The 18779-nt window shown below is 40.6% G+C and carries 17 protein-coding genes; all 17 read left to right on the top strand.

Features of this window, described 5'->3' with window-relative positions:
- Nucleotides 1-51: 51 nt before the first annotated feature.
- The 17 genes from LY28_RS08155 (at nucleotide 52) to LY28_RS08075 (ending at nucleotide 18775) form a co-directional block, all read left to right on the top strand.
- A complete protein-coding gene (locus tag LY28_RS08155) occupies nucleotides 52-477 on the top strand; it encodes an RbsD/FucU family protein (protein WP_110461688.1) in 426 nt (141 codons plus the stop codon).
- A 96-nt stretch (nucleotides 478-573) separates the two neighbouring features.
- A complete protein-coding gene (locus LY28_RS08150; protein ID WP_110461687.1) occupies nucleotides 574-966 on the top strand; it encodes a VOC family protein in 393 nt (130 codons plus the stop codon).
- Nucleotides 967-1024: 58 nt separating this feature from the next.
- Nucleotides 1025-1846 (top strand): transketolase, encoded by an 822-nt coding sequence (locus LY28_RS08145; protein WP_110461793.1) that lies wholly within the window; start codon nucleotides 1025-1027, stop codon nucleotides 1844-1846.
- A complete protein-coding gene (locus tag LY28_RS08140) occupies nucleotides 1847-2794 on the top strand; it encodes a transketolase family protein (RefSeq protein WP_110461686.1) in 948 nt (315 codons plus the stop codon). It begins immediately after the preceding gene.
- A gap of 266 nt (nucleotides 2795-3060) precedes the next feature.
- On the top strand, nucleotides 3061-3810 hold the full coding sequence (locus tag LY28_RS08135) for a GntR family transcriptional regulator (RefSeq protein ID WP_110461685.1): 750 nt from the start codon (nucleotides 3061-3063) through the stop codon (nucleotides 3808-3810).
- Nucleotides 3811-3830: 20 nt separating this feature from the next.
- On the top strand, nucleotides 3831-4568 hold the full coding sequence (locus LY28_RS08130) for an amidohydrolase family protein (protein WP_110461684.1): 738 nt from the start codon (nucleotides 3831-3833) through the stop codon (nucleotides 4566-4568).
- A complete protein-coding gene (locus LY28_RS08125; RefSeq protein WP_110461683.1) occupies nucleotides 4569-4958 on the top strand; it encodes a PTS sugar transporter subunit IIA in 390 nt (129 codons plus the stop codon).
- 19 nt (nucleotides 4959-4977) lie between these two features.
- Entirely contained in the window at nucleotides 4978-5460 is a 483-nt protein-coding gene (locus LY28_RS08120; RefSeq protein ID WP_110461682.1) for a PTS sugar transporter subunit IIB, read from the top strand.
- A 17-nt stretch (nucleotides 5461-5477) separates the two neighbouring features.
- The gene (locus tag LY28_RS08115) at nucleotides 5478-6236 is read left to right on the top strand and encodes a PTS mannose/fructose/sorbose/N-acetylgalactosamine transporter subunit IIC (RefSeq protein ID WP_110461681.1); all 759 of its coding nucleotides are present in this window, start codon (nucleotides 5478-5480) and stop codon (nucleotides 6234-6236) included.
- A 13-nt stretch (nucleotides 6237-6249) separates the two neighbouring features.
- Entirely contained in the window at nucleotides 6250-7068 is an 819-nt protein-coding gene (locus LY28_RS08110; RefSeq protein WP_110461680.1) for a PTS system mannose/fructose/sorbose family transporter subunit IID, read from the top strand.
- Nucleotides 7069-7094: 26 nt separating this feature from the next.
- The gene (locus LY28_RS08105; RefSeq protein WP_110461679.1) at nucleotides 7095-7826 is read left to right on the top strand and encodes an amidohydrolase family protein; all 732 of its coding nucleotides are present in this window, start codon (nucleotides 7095-7097) and stop codon (nucleotides 7824-7826) included.
- 257 nt (nucleotides 7827-8083) lie between these two features.
- Nucleotides 8084-9073 (top strand): IF-2B domain-containing protein, encoded by a 990-nt coding sequence (locus LY28_RS08100; protein ID WP_110461678.1) that lies wholly within the window; start codon nucleotides 8084-8086, stop codon nucleotides 9071-9073.
- Nucleotides 9070-9879 carry a BtpA/SgcQ family protein gene (locus LY28_RS08095; RefSeq protein ID WP_110461677.1) on the top strand — a complete coding sequence of 270 codons (810 nt, stop codon included), beginning with the start codon at nucleotides 9070-9072 and terminating at the stop codon, nucleotides 9877-9879. The genes LY28_RS08100 and LY28_RS08095 overlap by 4 nt, the downstream gene beginning before the upstream one ends.
- A 52-nt stretch (nucleotides 9880-9931) precedes the next feature.
- Nucleotides 9932-10195, top strand: a complete 264-nt coding sequence (locus tag LY28_RS08090) for an HPr family phosphocarrier protein (RefSeq protein ID WP_110461792.1) — start codon at nucleotides 9932-9934, stop codon at nucleotides 10193-10195.
- Between the two features lie 12 nt (nucleotides 10196-10207).
- Nucleotides 10208-11899: a phosphoenolpyruvate--protein phosphotransferase gene (gene ptsP / locus LY28_RS08085; protein ID WP_110461676.1), complete on the top strand. Its 1692-nt coding sequence runs from the start codon at nucleotides 10208-10210 to the stop codon at nucleotides 11897-11899.
- 531 nt (nucleotides 11900-12430) lie between these two features.
- Nucleotides 12431-15439 carry a fibronectin type III domain-containing protein gene (locus tag LY28_RS08080; protein WP_110461675.1) on the top strand — a complete coding sequence of 1003 codons (3009 nt, stop codon included), beginning with the start codon at nucleotides 12431-12433 and terminating at the stop codon, nucleotides 15437-15439.
- Nucleotides 15440-15499: 60 nt separating this feature from the next.
- Entirely contained in the window at nucleotides 15500-18775 is a 3276-nt protein-coding gene (locus tag LY28_RS08075; RefSeq protein WP_110461674.1) for a fibronectin type III domain-containing protein, read from the top strand.
- The last annotated feature ends 4 nt before the right edge of the window (nucleotides 18776-18779 follow it).

Genomic DNA, 18779 nt, shown 5'->3' with positions numbered 1-18779 from the left:
AAATAATACATTCATACATTTTAAAAATTCATAATTAAAAGGAGCATAACTATGTTAAAAAAAATTTCACCAGTAATAAATCCGGAATTGATTAAAGTATTGATGGAGATGGGACACACCGATGAAATAGTAATATGTGACGGAAATATGCCGGCGTGTTCTCTTGGAAAGCGTGTAGTACGCCTTGACGGACATGGTGTGCCTGAAATTCTGAAAGCGGTTTTGGAATATTTGCCTCTTGACCCTACTACTGAGCAGCCGGCTGCTTTGTGTGCTTGGGACGGACCGAAGGCTGATATTTGGGATGTCTACAAGGATATTATTTTGCAAAGCGAGGAAGCTCCCAAGTTTAAGAATGGTTTCAGAATGCTTCCTCCTGCTGAATTTAATGAGGCAGTTAAAAATGCGTATTGCTTAGTTACAACAAGTGAAAAAGCCCTTGCGGCAAATATTATACTTAAAAAAGGTCTCCTTTAATAATCAGGACGATAGTAAGAGCGGATAAGCAATATTCTCTATATCTGGTTATTCGCTCTTAACTATTGGTTGTCATCATAAAAGGACGTGAATTCGATGATAAAAAGCATAAATCACTTTTCTGTCAACGTAAAAAACAAGGCCCTCACACTTAAATTCTATGGTGAGTTTTTGAAGCTTGAACGGCTTCAGGATATTGAGATGGAGGATCACCGGTTAATCTATTTTCTTCTTCCGGGTGGTATAAAGCTGGAGTTTATTGAGTATTATTTTTCAACAGGCGAAATTGTGACTCCATTTACGGCAAAGGGTATGTTTCGTCATTTGGCTTTTGAAGTATCAGATATTAAACAGGTGGCTAAAGATATTGAATTTTATGGCGGATTAATTATGCAGCCGCCTAAATGGGTGGAAAGGCTTGGACTTATCGGTATGCTTGCTACGGATCCCAATGGCTGCGAACTTGAATTTGTACAGCTTTCAAATTAAAGAAAAATGGCACAGCATTCTTTTAGGACATCTTAATCATATATGTGAGGAATTTATTATGGAAACTAAATTTAATTTTTTAAAAGAAAAATCGCAAGCATTAAGAAAAGATATAATTGATACAATATATAATGCAGGCTCCGGCCATCCGGGAGGGTCTCTTTCTGTAGTTGATATATTGACTGTTTTATATTACAGTGTAATGAATATTGACAGTTCAAGGCCAAAGGATGAGAACCGTGACAGGCTTGTTCTGTCAAAGGGACATGTGGCGCCAGCGCTATATTGTGTTTTAGCGGACAAGGGGTTTTTTGACAAAAAAGAGCTTAAAACCCTTAGAAAACCCGGATCAATTCTTCAGGGCCATCCGGATATGAAAAAAACACCGGGTATTGAGATATCAACAGGCTCTCTGGGACAGGGACTATCTGCCGCAAATGGCATGGCTCTTGCTGCAAGAGTGGATAATAAGAGCTACAATGTGTTTGCTATACTTGGAGACGGAGAAATACAGGAAGGACAGATATGGGAGGCGGCAATGACTGCGGCTCACTATAAGCTGAATAAGCTCATAGCTATTGTTGACTCCAACGGACTCCAAATAGACGGCCCTGTATGTGAAGTAATGGGTGTTGAGCCTATAGATGAAAAATTTAGGGCTTTTGGATGGGATACAATTGTAATAGACGGGCACAACCATGAAGAGATATATTATGCCGTTGCACTGGCAAAAAAGAGTAAGGAAAAGCCAACTGCCATAATTGCTAAAACAGTCAAGGGAAAAGGTGTCTCATTTATGGAAAACTGCTGTGAATGGCATGGACATGGCATAAATAAAGAACAGGCAGCGCAAGCGCTGGCAGATCTGGGGGTAAGATAAATGAGTAAGAATATTTCGACAAGAGAAGCGTATGGAAAAGCGCTGGCTGATTTTGGGCAGGAATATAAAGATATGGTAGTACTTGATGCCGATGTGTCGAAATGCACCATGACTGTATATTTTGCTGAAAAGTATCCCAACAGGTTCTTTAATGTGGGAATATCCGAGGCAGATATGGTGACTACGGCAGCCGGGCTGGCTACCTGCGGGAAAATACCCTTTGTAAGTGCTTTTGCCGTATTCGCAGCAGGAAGAGCTTTTGATCAGGTAAGAAATTCGGTGGCTTATCCTAAGCTGAATGTAAAAATCGGAGCGACACATGCAGGTATTACTATTGGGGAGGACGGCGGTACACACCAATCGATAGAAGACATAGCACTTATGAGGGCTGTACCTAACATGGCAATATTGAGCCCTGCTGATGCAGTGGAAACAAGAGCGGCTGTAAAAGCTGCCTTGGAGTATTATGGCCCTGTATATATAAGATTGGGCCGACCTGCTCAGGCTGCAATTTTTAATGAAGAGGACTACAGCTTTGAGCTTGGAAAAGGAGCGGTAATTAAGGAAGGAAATGATGCTGCCATATTTTCTACCGGTGTAATGACGGCGAAGGCTATAGAAGCAGCAGAGGTGCTTAAGGCAGAGGGAATAAATGCACGTGTTGTAAACATTCATACAATAAAGCCTATTGACAGGGATATTATAATTAAAGCTGCAAAAGAGACAAAGGGAATTGTAACGGTGGAGGACCATAATGTTATCGGAGGACTGGGAAGCGCAATTTCCGAGGTTCTGGCGCAGGAGCATCCTGCAAAAATGAAGATGGTGGGTATTGAAGACCAATTCGGAGTGTCGGGTACATCTGACCAGCTTATGGAGATATTCGGATTATCTGTGGAGAATATCGTAAATAAGGTTAAGGGTGTTTTACAGGAGTCAATAGGATAAGCATAGGGAAATCAATCTATAATTTAACTCTCTGGTTATGGAGTATCTTTTAACAAAAGGAAACTTTATAATCAGAGAGAATTTTCTTTTGAGATGTTTTAGATATATCAAACAATACCATTCCTTTAAAAATAGATTTCATTATTTTACAAATAAAAAATCTGCTTTTTTTATTGACATTTTTTTTAAAAGTGATAATATAAATTTATAAACAATATAACGTTATAACGTTATATTGTTATGAGGCTAGATTCGGGGAGAAAAATATGAATCAATTTAATGTTGATAAAGATTTGAAGATACCTTTACACCATCAAATTTACTTGGCTTTACTAGAAAAAATAGAAAACGGACAATACAGGGTAAATGATAAATTGCCTTCAGAGCCGGAGCTTCAGAGTTTATTTGATGTAAGCAGGATTACGGTCAGAAGTGCGATGCAGGAGCTTGAGAAAAACGGATATGTAAAAAAGTTCAGAGGAATTGGGACAATTGTATGCGAACCTAAACGAAAGTATAATTTGCAGCATCTCTCAAGCTTCAGTGATGATATAAAAGAATATGGAGAAAAGTCAAGCTCCATATTGCTTAATTTTGGATTAATTGTACCCGGAGAGAAAATTTCGGGCATTTTGAATATTCCTAAGGATCAAAAAGTTTATTATATTGAAAGAAGCCGTTTGAGAGACAATTTAATTGTCGGTTTAAATAAGGCATATATTAAAAAGGAAAACAACCTGCTTCTGGAAGAAAGTGAGTTTAAGCCTGAAACATCTCTTTATGCGCTTTTAAAGAAAAAAGGTATTTATTTAAAGCATGCCATAGAATTATTAGAAGCACAGATGCCGTCTACGGAGCTATGTCATACCTTGAATATCAAGAAAAACCAGCCTATATTTTACAGGGAGCGTATTACCTTTATGGAGCAGAATAATCCTATGGAGTATGTTGAAATGTTTTATCGCGCAGATGTTTACCAATATAAAATATCACTGGATTTAGATAAAAAGGATTAGCTTGATAAGGAGGCATTAGGGTGAAAATATATGATATTCATTCACATTTGGGGAAAACCAGTTCTGGAGACGAAAATTCACCTTCGGAAATAGTAAGCCAATTAAAAAATTACGGAATTTCAAAGGTAGGAGTAAGCTGCCTGTCCGGCATTTCCACCAGAGAACAAAATGATTTGATATATAGGGCCATGCAGGAATATCCGGGGGTTATTATGGGGTATGCTTTTATAAATCCGAAGGCACCGGATGCTATTGACGAGGTAAACAGATGCCTTGGTGATTATGGAATGAGCGGAATAAAATTTCATTCCTGGAAGCATGGGTATTATCCGGATAATACTCCGGCCTTAAATGACATATTATTTGAAATTGCGAAATATGGTGTCCATGTTCAGACACATGTGGGAACGGCGCCTTTTAGTACACCATTTACATGGGTGGAATATGCCAGAAAATTTCCTGATATTGATTTCCTTTTTACACATACCGGCTATTATGAATTTGGATTATCTACAATACAGGCGGTCAGGGATTTGAAAAATGTTTGGGTGGAAACCTCGGGACAAATGGATGTTGAAGTGCTTACGAAATCAATTGATGTTTTGGGAGCGGAAAGAGTATGCTTTGGAACTGATTGGCCTTATAAGCCTGTAAATATTGAAGTTGAAAAATTCTATGAGTTGAAAATTCCTGAAGATAGGCTGGAATATATATTCCATAAAAATGCAGAATATCTTTGGAGGATGGGGGATGAATAAATGATCAATATACTATTGGTAACACACGGCAAGATGGCAGAAGGAATGTACAGCTCTGTAGGAATGCTGATAGGTAAAGCGGAGAATTTTGATTTTGTATGCTTTGATAAGGATATGGGTCAGGATGAACTGAAAGAAGAGCTTGATAAAAGGCTTGCTGATGTGTCAGACGGGAAGCAGTACCTGATTATGTGCGATATTAAGGGCGGAACACCTTTTAATGTGGCAAGCCGGTACTCTTTTAAAAATGATAATGCGGCAGTTTTTTACGGAGTCAATCTTCCTATATTAATTGAAGCAATTATCAGCAGAGAGGGAAAAAGCTTGGGGCAGCTTGCTGAATATCTTGAGGGTGTATCAGGAACTACAATAGGCTTAAGTGAGATTTAATGATAAGGAGGAATAAATAATGGATATTACTATATTTAGAATTGATGACAGACTGATACATGGACAGGTTATTACAGCATGGATTGCATATGCCGATGCGGAAACAATTATAGTAGCGGATGATAATGCAGCCGGAGACGAGTTTCAGCAGTCGCTTCTGAAAATGGCAACACCAAATTCTGTAAAGCTTAATATCCTAAGTATTCAGGATACAATTGAATTACTGAAAACGGACACAAGTTCAACAAGGGCATTATTGCTGGTTAGAACTCCTAAGGGGGCTTATGACATTTTAGATGCCGGTATTAAAATTGAAAGTATAAATATTGGAAATATAAACATGAAAAAAAATAAAATAAAAATATTAGGAAATTTTTGGGTTTCGCAGGAAGATATTGATTGTCTTTATAAAATCAGTGAGAAAGGAGTGAAACTGGAGGTAAGAGCTGTACCTAATGAAAGAAGCCAAGATGCAGTGAATTTGTTGAAAAAAATCAAGTAATTTAAGGGGGTATTTAAGTGAGCTTATCATTACAGGCATTATTAGTGGCTTTATTTGTTACAATCACATTTATTGATGCACACACGACACAAACCCATATATTCAGGCCTATTGTTGTCGGTCCGGTCGTAGGCTTGATTATGGGAAATGTGCAAACAGGCTTAACCGTAGGGGTTACGGTAGAGCTAATGTTCCTTGCGGTTATTTTCGTAGGTACGGCAGTACCGCCAAACCCAACAATCAGCACTGCAATTGCAACAGGTATAGCAATTCTTGGAGGCGGTGGAACTGAGCTTGCTGTAGCTACGGCATTACCGATATCCTTCATTGGGCAAATGGCTGAAACCTTCCAGAATACTGTTATTAATGTATGGTTTATGCATAGGGTGGATAAGGCAGTTGAAAAACGTAATCCCAAGGGTATCGTAATAAATAATACTGTTTTACCGATGGCAATGAATGCTTTATTATATGGTGTACCCACATTTCTGGCTATTTACTTTGGCGCTGACTATGTAAAGATGATTATAGATGCTATTCCCGGTAAAATCATTACAGGACTTTCTGTGGGAGGAGCAATGATCGGTGCTGTCGGGTTTGCCTTATTACTGAACTCAATTAAATCAAAAAAATTATGGCCGTTCTTCCTTTTGGGATTCTTCTTTGCATCATATTTGAAAATCAACATGATTGGTATTGCAGTTTTGGCAGCTATTTGTGTTGCAATGTATTATTACTTTAAGCTCGCGGATCAAAAAAAAGAAGTAAAGGGATAGGAGGAAGCAGGTTATGAGTGAAGAAAAAAAATTAACCAGAAAAGATTTATGGAAGGTTTTTTTTAACCAATTGACAATTCGTTGTGCCAATAACTATGAAAGGCAGCAAAATGCCGGATTTACTCAGGCAATGATGCCGGTAATTGAAAAGCTATATGAAAAGCCTGAAGAGAAGCAGGAAGCATATGAAAGACATATGGAGTACTTTTTAACAAATGATATTACCTCGGCAATTCCTGTCGGTGTGGCAGCTGCCATGGAAGAAAGATATGCTACGGAAAAAGACATTGAACCGAGCTCAATAAATGCGGTTAAAACAGCCTTAATGGGGCCCTTGGCAGGCTTGGGAGATTCTCTTCTGAATGGAACAGCAAGACCCTTGCTTGCAGGCTTGGCAATCTCCATGGTGTCGGCAGGAACAGTCTGGTTAGGGCCGATATTCTTTGTTATCGGAATGGCAATCGTGTCCTTGGGAATAAGATATTTTGGTGTGTTTCAAGGATATAAGCAAGGTGTTAAATTTGTTGACAGAATTCAGAGTTCCGGTTTAATCAGCAAGATTGCTGACTTGGCGGCGATTGCAGCGTATACTATTGTCGGAGGGTTTGTGCCGCTGCTTGTTTCTATTAATATTCCACTGTCTTACACAAACGGGGACACGACACTTGTAATTCAGGAAATACTTGATGGGCTTATGCCTGGAGTATTAGGGCTGGGCTATACCTTATTTATGTATTTCCTGATATCTAAAAAGAAGATTTCGGCTGTCAAGCTTATACTGATTACAATGGTTATTGGTATCGTAGGAGCATACTTGGGAATATTAGGCTGATTCGAAACAGAAAGAAGGCATTAAGTATGATTTTTGACATACACTCACATATAAAGCGCGACTACAAAAATCAGGAAAAACTGGAAGAGGATTTATTGGCTGATATGAAAAAAAACAATATTTCCTTAAGGGTGGTATCTACCTTAGAGGGTAAATCCATTCGGGAGCAAAATGATTATATTTCTGATTTCGCTTCGAGGCATCCGCAGGAATTGGTTGGCTGTGCAGTAATAAATCCCAAGGAATTTGACAGCGTAGAGGAAACCAAGAGAGCACTTGGGCTTCCAGGTATCAGGATGCTTGAATTCAACTCTTTAGAACACGGGTATTATCCTGACAGCTGTGCAAATATCAATGAAATATTAGAAATTGCGGAAGCCAAGAGTGTACCGGTAAAGGTTTTTGTTGGACTGGGAGCCAGAGCGATACCTCAGCAATGGGCTGCTCATACCGGAAAATATCCGGAAATAAAATTTGTTTTCCTTCACATGGGCTGTTTTGATTATGGTTATGGCTGTGTGGATCTGGCACTGAACAATAACAATATATATGTAGAAACCTCAAATCAATATGAGGTTCAAATTCTAAAAAAGGCTTTTACCAAGCTGGATAAGGGAAAAATTGTTTTCGGGTCTTCTTATCCTGAAAGAATAACTAAATGCTCTATTGATGTTTTTGATATGTTTCATTTGGATAAGGATTATTTGGAAGGAATCCTTTCCGGAAGCTTTGAAAGCATTTTAGCACAAAAACAATAGTTATGAATTAATGGGATTGGAATTATTTTTTATATTGTTTACAGTTATTAATAATTTCAATCTCATTAGTTTTGGCTTCCATTGTTATTATGAGAGGTCGATTTTTAATAGGATATCAACCATTCATAATACCGGTTTCCAAAGTCAATTACGGCTGAAAGCCTCAGGGTGATAAGATATTGGGACGATATAAGCGTTGACAATTATATCGTTTATTTAACCGATAGTAATTGACTTTTTCGCTAAGGAGGGATCAAATGAGAGAAGGTATTTGCAGTGTAAGGAATGTTTTGCCGGACAGGGTAAGGGAATTGTTTGATAGTATAGTAGAACAAAGAGTTCTGGGGGCAAGCAAGCATATTGCGATGATTGGTGATATGATAGAGGCTATTGCTGTTCAAGGCAGGGATGAAAAAAAATCTGCTAAAGTAATTGTAGAAGATATAAAGAAGGTTGCAAAATTTTTTATGGCAACCCGAGGGGAAGCAAGTCAGGCAGTTAGTAATGCAATATTAATTATGCTGCATGAAATTGATAAAAATGCTGATTTAGATATAGAAACAGCTGTTGATAAAATATTAGAAACGAAAAATAATTATTTACAAGAGTCAAAAGAGGCGACAGAGAAGTTAATTGAATATGCAGCGGAGCTTGCGAAGGATATGGAAAAAATCTTTGTATTTGATTACTCAAGTACAGTTGAGAGCTTTCTTACTGCTTTAGCTGAGTCAGGAAAGAAGCATACGGTTTATATAGCCGAAAGCAGAAGTATTGATGGAGGTCTGCCCTTTGTCATTCCATGCCAAAAGGCAGGATATGCAATCAAATATATCCCGGATGTCTCTATTATGTATTATTTAAAGGAATGTGATGCAGCCTTTATGGGAGCCGAAACATTTTTCCCTGACGGCACAGGCTTTAATACTATCGGTTCAGATATTGTAGGATTGGTATGTTACCAATATAACATTCCGCTTTATTTTTTAACTCCATTTATTAAGCTGGACTTCCGTCCTGCATTTGGACACAAAAAGGCATTGGTAATCAATGATATGGGCAAAAAACTGACAAAGGACTGGAAGCAGGAAATTGATACCGGTAAAATTGACTTTTTAACTCCGGAGCTTGTAGGTGTAGAAGCAAAATATATTAAGGGCTATGTAACCGAGAAAGGCATTATACCTTCAAACCAAATGTACGAGATAAGCTTTGCATACAGTAATAATCTGAAAGGTGATATATTATGAAAGAAATTTTTAAACCCGATTGCCATGTTTTATCCATGATACAGCCAAATCCGCTGCCGGGCAGCTACCGTCATGCCACGGAGACAATTGATGAAATTGTCTGCTGCGCATTGAAGGAAACTGAAATGGTCAATGAAAACGGCTTTGATGGAATCATACTGCAGAATATGAATGATATGCCAATTAAACAGCAGTCCAGCCCGGAGGCTATCGCCTATATGACGAGAATTGGATATGAAATTAAAAAAGAATTTCCGGATATAATTATAGGCATTTTAATGAATTGGGATGGCGTGGCAGGACTGTCTGTAGCGGACGCCATCGGTGCTGATTTTGTTCGTGTTGAGCATTTGTTTACCGGTGCAAGTGTCACCAGTGCAGGTATATTGCAGGCACAATGTGTTGAGATAGCGAGACTGAGAAAGGCCATAAGGACAAGTGTTCCGGTATATGCTGATGTGTATGAGGTACACGGCATTCCGTTAGGAAGAAAACCGGTTGAGGATGCGGCATGGGAGTGTATCCATGAGGCTTTTGCCGACGGACTGTTTGTTTCAGGGAAAACTCCTCGGGAAAGTATTGATATGATTGCACAAATACGAAAGAGGCTGCCAGATACGCCTGTTTTGCTGGGCGGAGGCGCTACAGGGGATAATATATTTGAACTGCTTAAATATTATGACGGAGTATCGGTAGCAACATGGATTAAAAATGGCGATATGAAGAATCCCGTTGATTCAAAACGGGCAAAAATGTTTATGAGTGAAGCGCGAAAAGCAAAAGAATTTAAAAGAAATATGAAGTAGAAAATTGGTTTATATATCCGTTTTAAATAAATATGTGGCAAAGGAGCTTAAAATGATAAGTCAAAAAATCACGATAACAAATCCCTCAGGACTGCATTTAAGACCTGCCGGGCTTTTAGCGGGAATTGCTTCTAAGTGTAATTCTGAGATTACAATCATATGCGGGCAAAATAGAATAAACGCTAAAAGTGTGATAAACATTATGACTGCCGGCATAAAAAAGGGAACAGAAATAGAAGTAGCGTGTAACGGACATACGGAGGAGCAGGACCTTAAGACCATCATAGCTGCCATAGCGGGCGGCCTTGGCGAGTAGGAGGGAGACAATATGAAAGCTGTATCCGTCAATAGAGCATCTTCAAAGGGAATTGCAATAGGAAAGGCGTTTTTAGTTAAAAAGGCTGATTTAACACCTTCCGCATATAAAATAACTCATGATGGCATTGGGAAAGAAATCGGCAAATTTGAACAGGTGCTCATACAGACAGCAGATCAGGTGGAAAAGCTTGCAGCAGATTCTGAAATTTTTGCAGGGCATTTAATGCTTGTAAGGGATGCTGTCCTGAAGGATGCTGTGATAGGCAAAATTAAGGAACAGAAGAATGCCGAACAAGCCCTTTCAGAAGCCATAGCCGAATATGTAAGCATATTTGAGAGCATGGATGATGAGTATATGAGGGAACGTTCAGCAGATATAAAGGATATCGGCAACCGTATTTTTAGAAATATAAAGGGAATAGAGGATAAAGCTTTTTCGGATATTAAGGAAAGGGTAATTGTGATAGCCGATGAAATATCTCCCTCTGATACGACGGCTATGGATTTTAATAATATACTGGGCTTTATTACCGAATCAGGCGGGTTCACAAGTCATGTCAGCATTATAGCAAGAAATAAAGGTATTCCGGCAATGGTTGGCGTAACAGGTATATTAAAAGAAATCAAAAACGGAGACATGATTATTATGGATGCAGTGTCCGGTACGATTATAATTGATCCGGATGATGATGAAATTATAAAATATGAAGCCTTTAAGGAAGAATTTCTTCAAGGCCAAAAAAAATTAGAAGAAATAAGCCGCTTGCCCGGAATAACTATGGATGGAAAGGCAGTTGAGCTTTGTATAAATGTTGGAAATGTGGAGGAAATTAAAAACGCCAAGGTAAAGGATATAGAGGGGATTGGATTATTGCGGTCGGAATTTCTATATATGGAAAGCTCTCATTTTCCTACCGAGCAGGAGCAGTTTGAGGCATATAAAGCAGCTGCGGAGCTTTGCGGCGGTGATGTGATTATCCGTACGCTTGATATCGGAGGAGACAAAAAATTACCCTATTATTCATTTGAAAGAGAAGATAATCCCTTTCTCGGCTGGCGTGCTATCCGCATTTCTTTAGAATTGCAGGAGGTCTTTAAAACTCAATTGAGGGCAATCCTAAGAGCCAGCCATTATGGAAAATTAAAGATTATGTTTCCCATGATTATATCAGTTGAAGAGCTGCAGCAAGCAAAGGAAGTATTAGAGCATTGTAAACAGGAATTGAGGAATGAGAATTTTCTGTTTAATGAGAATATAGAAACGGGAATTATGGTAGAAACTCCTGCAGCCGTAGTTAATATTGAAGATTTTGCAAAAACAGCTGATTTTTTCAGCATCGGAACAAATGATCTGACGCAGTACCTATTGGCTGTAGACAGGGGAAACCAGAAGATATTAGGTTTGTATAATTCCTTTCATCCCGCAGTGTTAAGAAGTATTCACAAAGTTATCCAAACAGGGCATAAATATAATATAAAGGTAGGAATGTGCGGAGAATTTGCCAGTGATCCGGCAGCGATCAGAATATTACTTGGCATGGGCCTTGATGAGTTCAGCATGTCAGCCAAGGAAATCCCCGCAGCAAAAAATATCATCCGAAATTCAAATTATAAAGAGGCGATTAAGTTGGCAGAAAGGGTACTTGCGGCTTCTACCATAAAAGAGGTCATGGCTATTGTACAGGATTCCCCGAATTCATGATTGCTAAGTCAATTGCGGTTCAAGCCTTCGCGGTGATAGAATATCACACGATAGCTTATCAGGACGGTATTTATATGGTTTTTTAGACGAAATAAGCTTTTAGGCTTTATTTTAAACGCAGTTTGTATCAGTATGTTGGAACTATAGCTTTAAGCCGTCAATCGGAAGAGAGTATCTTCTGGTTGGCGGTTTTTATATTTTCCTGAGAAAAGTGCCGAATTCAATCATGTTAACAGGAAATAAGCACCTAAATAGACAAAGTGCTTTGTTGACAACAAAGTAAAAAAGTACTAAAATAAATAAAATATTGTTATTCTGGATAAAAAACAAGCTTAATAATTCCAGTAGCATCTAAGCTGAAAGCATATTTAAGTTCGCCGTATCCGGCGGTACAGAGAAGTGCTGTTATGTCATAAGCCATTAGTTTTACAAGTGAATCATAATTGATTTTGGTTCATCTTTCTGAAATTTAGAACGTAAAAAATTATATAGCTTTATTTCTTTAATTCGGGAAAATATAAGGAGACAACTATGAAAAATTGGAGAAGGCTTTTTGCAGGTTCTGTGTCAGTATTATTATTTTTACAGTTTACCATTTTTATTTGTTTTGCAGAAAATACATATTCCGGGGCTGCAATACAGTCAAAACAGACAGCGGATAAAGCCATATCGAACATGCTGGATATGCTGGAGGCTGATTCCCCGGACCTTTCAATAACAAAATCAGCTGACTTAAAAAATGCCTTAAGCAGTATATTGACAGGGTATAAGACTATGGCAGTTGTTTCACAGGACATTCCGGTTCCAGATGTATATGCCGATGCATCCGATACGGCAATTAATGCAGGCTGGAATGCGGCAGCACAGGCTCAAGGCTATGAAGTGTCATTGAATTCCGGCTCAAGCGTATATGTTGAAGAAACAAGCTATAAATTTGAAGGCTTGGAACCCAATTCGCAGTATACGGTTAAGGTGAGAGCAATCAGCTCATATGGGGAATATGGATTAATAGGAGATATGAACGGTGACGGAACAGTGGATTCTCTTGATTTTCAGCAAATGGGAGTTTATTTGCAGGATCCTCCCGGTGCACTGCCGGAAGAACTGCTTTGGGTGGGGGATGTTGACGGTGACGGAGCTATAAATTCAATTGATTATTATCTAATCAGAATGTATCTGCTGAAAATGATAAATTATTTTCCAAAGAGCAGCGTCAGCCAGTGGAGTGAGGAGACTGCCGTGCATACCTTGCTTTTAGCGCCTGCCGTAACTGCGGCAACTCCATCAGGAATATCGGTAGATGTGTCGTGGAACAGTGTTGACGGAGCCTCCCGGTACGATATAGAGGTTGACGGTCAGATAACAGATAACGGAGCATCTGTGACATATACGCATGAAAATCTTCTTCCGGGAACAGAGCACACCTACCGGATAAGAGGGATAAGCCCGGAAATAAACGGGGAGTGGTCTGAAGCAAAAAGCATTTGGACTTTGCCGGATATACCCGGAAATATAAACACAACTCCTTCAAGCATATCAATAGATATATCATGGAGTGAGGTTACAGGCGCAGCGGGATATGATATTGAGGTATACGGAAAACCTGTTGACAACGGAAACAGTACCGCATATACACAAACAGGCCTCGAACCGAATACCCAGCGTACCTACAGGGTCAGGGCCAAAAATTCAAGCGGTGCGGGTGAGTGGAGCAATGTTTTTGCGGCATCCACCTTGCCCCGGTCGGTTTTAAATCTTAAGGTAAAGGCTGCGGACAATTCATTGGAAGTAAGCTGGGATGCTCAGGCGGGAGCTTTGGCTTATGATATTGAAATTGACGGAGCAGAGGTCTATGAATTGACAGAAACAAAATATATACATACAGGTCTCGAAACAAATTCGGAGCATATGTACCGAATACGGACAAAAAGCGGAGCGGGAGCAGATGCTTCATATTATGCGGGCGAATGGAGTGAAACAGTCAAGGGGACAGTTTTGCCGTCTGTACCGGGTAATTTTGAAGTGGCTAATGTAACTAGCAGTGCAATTACGCTGGATTGGGATGAGGTTACAGGAGCAGCCGGCTATGAAATAGAAATTGACGGACGGGTCTTTGATAACGGAACAGCAACTGCATATACCCATTCGGGATTAAATTCAAACGAAGAGCATTCATATCGTGTCAGGGCATTTAACGGGTCTGCGGCAGGGGAATGGACAGGATTGATAATACAGTCGACCTTGCTTCCGGCACCTGAAAATTTCAAAGCAGCCGCATCAAACGGTCAAATAGTATTGCAGTGGGATATGGTAGCGGGAGCGGAGGGTTACCAGCTGGAAGCCGACGGGCAGATAATTGAAGCGGGAACAGGCACTGAGTACATACAAACAGGATTGACTCAAGGTTCAGAGCATAAATACAGGGTGAGGGCAGTTAACGGCAACGGCTGCGGAGGCTGGAGCAGGGAAGTGACAGTAACTGCATTGCCGGGCATACCTGAAAATATAACGGCGGTATTGCACAGCACGTCAATAACAATAGGCTGGAATCCGGTGGAAGGTGCGGCTGCCTATGAAATTATGGCAGACGGTAAAATTTATACCGGTATAGCTGGTACTTCATATGAGCATGAGGGCTTGACGCCCAATTCCATGCATGTATACATGATAAGAGCCATAAGCACGGGTTATGCGGGAGAATGGAGCACTCCTCAAATGTTCTTTACCCTTGTGGGTATTCCTGCAAATATTTATGCCGCTTCCGGCAGCACAGCGATAACACTTTCATGGGATGAGACTGACGGAGCGGACAGCTATGACATAATGGCTGATAATGAGCTTATTGATAACGGAACAGATACGGTATATATACACGACGGACTGAGCAATAACAGCCTGCATTCATACAAAGTCAGGGCAAAAAATGAAAATGGTGAAGGTGAATGGAGTGAAGCCGTTGCTAGGAGGACAGGGCCTTCAGTGCCTGAAAACATCAGTGCAGATACTCAGATAAACCAGATAGCCTTAACATGGGATAAGCCTGAAGGTGCGGTTTCGTATGAGGTAGAGGCAGACGGGGAAATAATACGGGATATTTTTACAGAGGGCTGCACCATTCAAGGGCTTGAACCCAATACAAGACATGAATACAGAGTCAGGGCACTGAATAGCGATGCCATATGCAGTGAGTGGAGCGAAGTGCTTGAGGTCAATACGACTGATGAGCTGACTATAAATGTTGAAAAGGATACGGGCTTTAATTTTGTTATAGCCGTACCGAAAAAAGAGGGAACAGACAGCTATGACATAGTTGTAAGCTATAATCCTGACGATGTGGAGGTTATAGATTTATATGCCGCTACCCAGAAGCTTGACTTGGAAGCAGGTCAAATAGAAGGGGCAGACAGCATTTCCGTTGAGGAATTTTCGGCGGGACGGATAGTATTTGGCATGGATAATTTAGAGAAGCCTGTAATGACAATTATAAGATTTTTATCAAAGACAAATGAAAATACAGGGATATCATATACGGTTGAGTAGGGATATTGCTTATAGCAATAATATTTATAGACTACTTGAGCTTATTCATAGGGAGGCAATATGGCAAAGACTAGAAGAAATAAAGTATTGGTTTTTATATTGGTTTTGTTAACGGTTATGAATATCAGTATTTCGTTAGAAGATTTACCTAATAAGAGTTTACTGAAGCTAAGCGGTGAAGTACAGGCTGCTGGTAATTGCTTTTATGATAAATATAAAGCAATAGGCCCTTATGAATCAAGGTATGATAGAACGACAGATACTTATAGTGGTTCTTTTCAGTATAGTACTATACCGACATATGATACATATTCTTTTAATCCAGCTATAGGTAAATATTCAGTATCTGGTGAAAGAAAAATAAGTTCTAATTCATATTGGATAGGAAGTGGATACTATCTTGAGGACAATGGTTCAACTTTAGTTAGTGTTAGTGTACAAATTCGTCCTGATATATACAATGTATATAAGGTGAAAGATTATTATAAAGCATACTATTTAGGCACATGTACAAAAGGAGAGCTGGTACAGCAAAATATAGCCGCGGCTGACGGAGCATATCCGATAAATGGACAGCATACCGATGGTTACTGGTATGTGAAAAAAACTCAACCGTCTATACAGACAGTATCACCGGCTAACAACTATATACTAAACGAGCAAAGCAACTGTGCGCCCTATATGACTGTCATAGACCCAGATGGAGAAACTTTAACCTGCAAGCTGTATATAGATTCTGTAGTAAAGGAAACAAGAACAGCTACTAATACGTCTACTCCCCAAACAGTCACCTTTAATTCACTGAATATAGCTGATTTGGAGAATGGCAGCCATACACTGAAATTTGAGGTTAGCGACGGAGTATTTGACCCAGTAACCCAAACAATTAACATCATAGTAGACAAACTTCCGACAATCAGCAATGTGGCCTGTACGCCTCAGGACATAGGCATAAGCATATCAACAACGGCCTCTGATGCTATAACTCCGGTGAGCAATCTTCAATACAGGTATACTGTGGGGAATATTGTTTCAAACTGGATATCTCAAAGCACATATTCGGTAAGCTCGCTGCTGCCTGATACCATATATTTAGTTAAGGTTGAAGTCAGGGATGCATCCGGGAATATTGCCATATCGGAACAGCAGGTCAGAACAAAGCTTCAGGTTCCGCAAGCTGCAACAGGCAATGCAACTGTAAGCTCTATGGATATAAGCGTGAACGATTCAAATCCTGCTGCAACACTGTATCAGGTTATGGCGGGAGGGAGCTACGTAACCTCCGGAGGGACATTATCCTCATCACCCCAATGGATAGCCCTGACAAATAAAAAGGTTACTGTCACCGGCCTGTCACAGAATACAGCATATGCAGTCAAGGTAAAAGCCAAAAACAGCGCGGGAACGGAAAGCGGCTTTTCACCGCAGATAACGGCGGTAACACTGGCACAGCCGCCTAGTAATATAGCTCTTGAGAGAAGCATTAATTCCTTGAAGCTATCATGGGATGCTATAAACAATGCCACATATATAGTGGAGCTTGACGGCAATACCTTAGTGAGCTTGACGGATAATACATACACCAATGACAGCCTTGCGGCAGACAGCACGCACCACTACAGGGTAAGAACCGTCAATGCCGGAGGGGCAGGGCCGTGGAGCAGCTATATAGAGGGCACAACCTTTCCGAATCCTCCAGAAACGGCACCTGTAATATCAATAACAGGAAAAACGCAGTCGTCAGTAACAATCGGCTGGGATGCGGCAGCAGGTGCGGACGGCTATGAAATAGAAGTTGATGAGGAAATAGACAAGGATACAGATCTGAACCTGATATATACGACAGCTACAGAATATACACACGAGGGTCTGGAGCCAGATTCACTGCACAGCTACCACGTAAGGGCACGAAATGACGGAGGACACAGCGGATGGAGCGAAGTTATCCAGGTGCGTACATTGCCCAAGCCTCCCGGGGTACCTCAAAATGTGGTTGCATCACCCTCCAGATACGGTATAAGCCTGTCATGGGATGAAGCCGAAGGGGCGGCAGGATACAGCATAGCGTTAGAGGGAAGCAGCGGCAGCTATACCAGAACAACCACATTGGCGGCAATAACTATTGACGGGCTTCTGTCAAACAGCACCTACACATATAAAATAAGGGCATACAACGACGGAGGCAGCAGTGATTGGAGCAATGGACAAGCTGTCACCACATGGCCTGAAATACCTTCTGCTCCTGCAAATATAATGGCATCCGCAGAAAAGGAGGCAATAACCCTGAGCTGGTACAGCTCTTACTTTGCAGAGGGCTATGACATAGAAATAGACGGAGCCGAAATCATAAATAACATTACCGGAACCTCATATACAAACAAAGGGCTTACTGCCGGTACAGCGCATAGCTACAGAATAAGGGCAGGGAATATAAGCGGTAAAAGTGGATGGAGTGCTTTGGCTGAGATTTCCACGTTGCCCCTGGAGACTGCGGGAAGTGACGAGGCTTCTGAAATGGCAAACGTCGCGGCAGTTGTCACAAACAAGTCGGTCACTATTTCATGGCAGGCAGTAAAAGCAGAGGTACAGTATGAGGTGGAAGCGGACGGTATAATTACGGACAATGGAAAAGATACGGTATACAGCCAGTCAGGGCTTGAACCCTCAACCTTTCATTCCTACAGGGTAAGAACAAGAGATAAAAATGGAAATGGAGAGTGGTGTGCGGCAATCTCTCTTTTCACCTTGCCGGATCCGCCCAATGCACCTGAGGATGTAACCGCAATAGCGGCTAGTACGCAGATAAAGCTGAGCTGGACCAAGGAAGACGGTGTGGCATATGAAGTGGAAATTGACGGAGCGTCAGTGGATGCAGGTGAGGTGTCAGAATATATACACAGCGGACTTGCACCGGGAACAGCACATACATACCGGGTAAGAGGTAGAAACATATCGGGGGTAACCTCCTGGAGCAACCCTGTAACAATAAGCACGGCAGGACTGTCTTATCAAATAGAATGCACAAGCGGAACAGAGTTTAATTTTGCACTGCTTGCTTCCGATATCAGGGATTTCGGAAACATGACCTTTGTTGTTGCCTATGATCCGGAGAAGCTTGAGGTAACGGATTTATGCGAGTACACAGAGGGGTATGACACAGCATCGGGAAGAATACCGGGTACAAACATAACCGTACAGAATAATACGGCGGGAAGAATAGAGCTTACCGTAAAAGAAAGCATAACCCCCGGGACAAGCTGGTCGGGAGAAATAACAACAATAATATTTAAGCCTAAAATAGACGGAGAGGCAAACATTGATTTCAATATTGAATAAAGAG

Source organism: Ruminiclostridium sufflavum DSM 19573 (assembly GCF_003208175.1).
Lineage (GTDB): Bacteria > Bacillota > Clostridia > Acetivibrionales > DSM-1351 > Ruminiclostridium > Ruminiclostridium sufflavum.
Note: the sequence above shows the minus strand (reverse complement) of the source record. Positions and strands in the feature narration are given on the sequence as shown.

What these genes read in the sequence shown, in the direction of transcription:
- LY28_RS08155 (WP_110461688.1), top strand. Translation starts at nt 52, where the DNA reads ATGTTAAAAAAAATTTCACCAGTAATAAATCCGGAATTGATTAAAGTA.
- LY28_RS08150 (WP_110461687.1), top strand. Translation starts at nt 574, where the DNA reads ATGATAAAAAGCATAAATCACTTTTCTGTCAACGTAAAAAACAAGGCC.
- LY28_RS08145 (WP_110461793.1), top strand. Translation starts at nt 1,025, where the DNA reads ATGGAAACTAAATTTAATTTTTTAAAAGAAAAATCGCAAGCATTAAGA.
- LY28_RS08140 (WP_110461686.1), top strand. Translation starts at nt 1,847, where the DNA reads ATGAGTAAGAATATTTCGACAAGAGAAGCGTATGGAAAAGCGCTGGCT.
- LY28_RS08135 (WP_110461685.1), top strand. Translation starts at nt 3,061, where the DNA reads ATGAATCAATTTAATGTTGATAAAGATTTGAAGATACCTTTACACCAT.
- LY28_RS08125 (WP_110461683.1), top strand. Translation starts at nt 4,569, where the DNA reads ATGATCAATATACTATTGGTAACACACGGCAAGATGGCAGAAGGAATG.
- LY28_RS08120 (WP_110461682.1), top strand. Translation starts at nt 4,978, where the DNA reads ATGGATATTACTATATTTAGAATTGATGACAGACTGATACATGGACAG.
- LY28_RS08110 (WP_110461680.1), top strand. Translation starts at nt 6,250, where the DNA reads ATGAGTGAAGAAAAAAAATTAACCAGAAAAGATTTATGGAAGGTTTTT.
- LY28_RS08105 (WP_110461679.1), top strand. Translation starts at nt 7,095, where the DNA reads ATGATTTTTGACATACACTCACATATAAAGCGCGACTACAAAAATCAG.
- LY28_RS08100 (WP_110461678.1), top strand. Translation starts at nt 8,084, where the DNA reads ATGAGAGAAGGTATTTGCAGTGTAAGGAATGTTTTGCCGGACAGGGTA.
- LY28_RS08095 (WP_110461677.1), top strand. Translation starts at nt 9,070, where the DNA reads ATGAAAGAAATTTTTAAACCCGATTGCCATGTTTTATCCATGATACAG.
- LY28_RS08090 (WP_110461792.1), top strand. Translation starts at nt 9,932, where the DNA reads ATGATAAGTCAAAAAATCACGATAACAAATCCCTCAGGACTGCATTTA.
- ptsP (WP_110461676.1), top strand. Translation starts at nt 10,208, where the DNA reads ATGAAAGCTGTATCCGTCAATAGAGCATCTTCAAAGGGAATTGCAATA.
- LY28_RS08080 (WP_110461675.1), top strand. Translation starts at nt 12,431, where the DNA reads ATGAAAAATTGGAGAAGGCTTTTTGCAGGTTCTGTGTCAGTATTATTA.
- LY28_RS08075 (WP_110461674.1), top strand. Translation starts at nt 15,500, where the DNA reads ATGGCAAAGACTAGAAGAAATAAAGTATTGGTTTTTATATTGGTTTTG.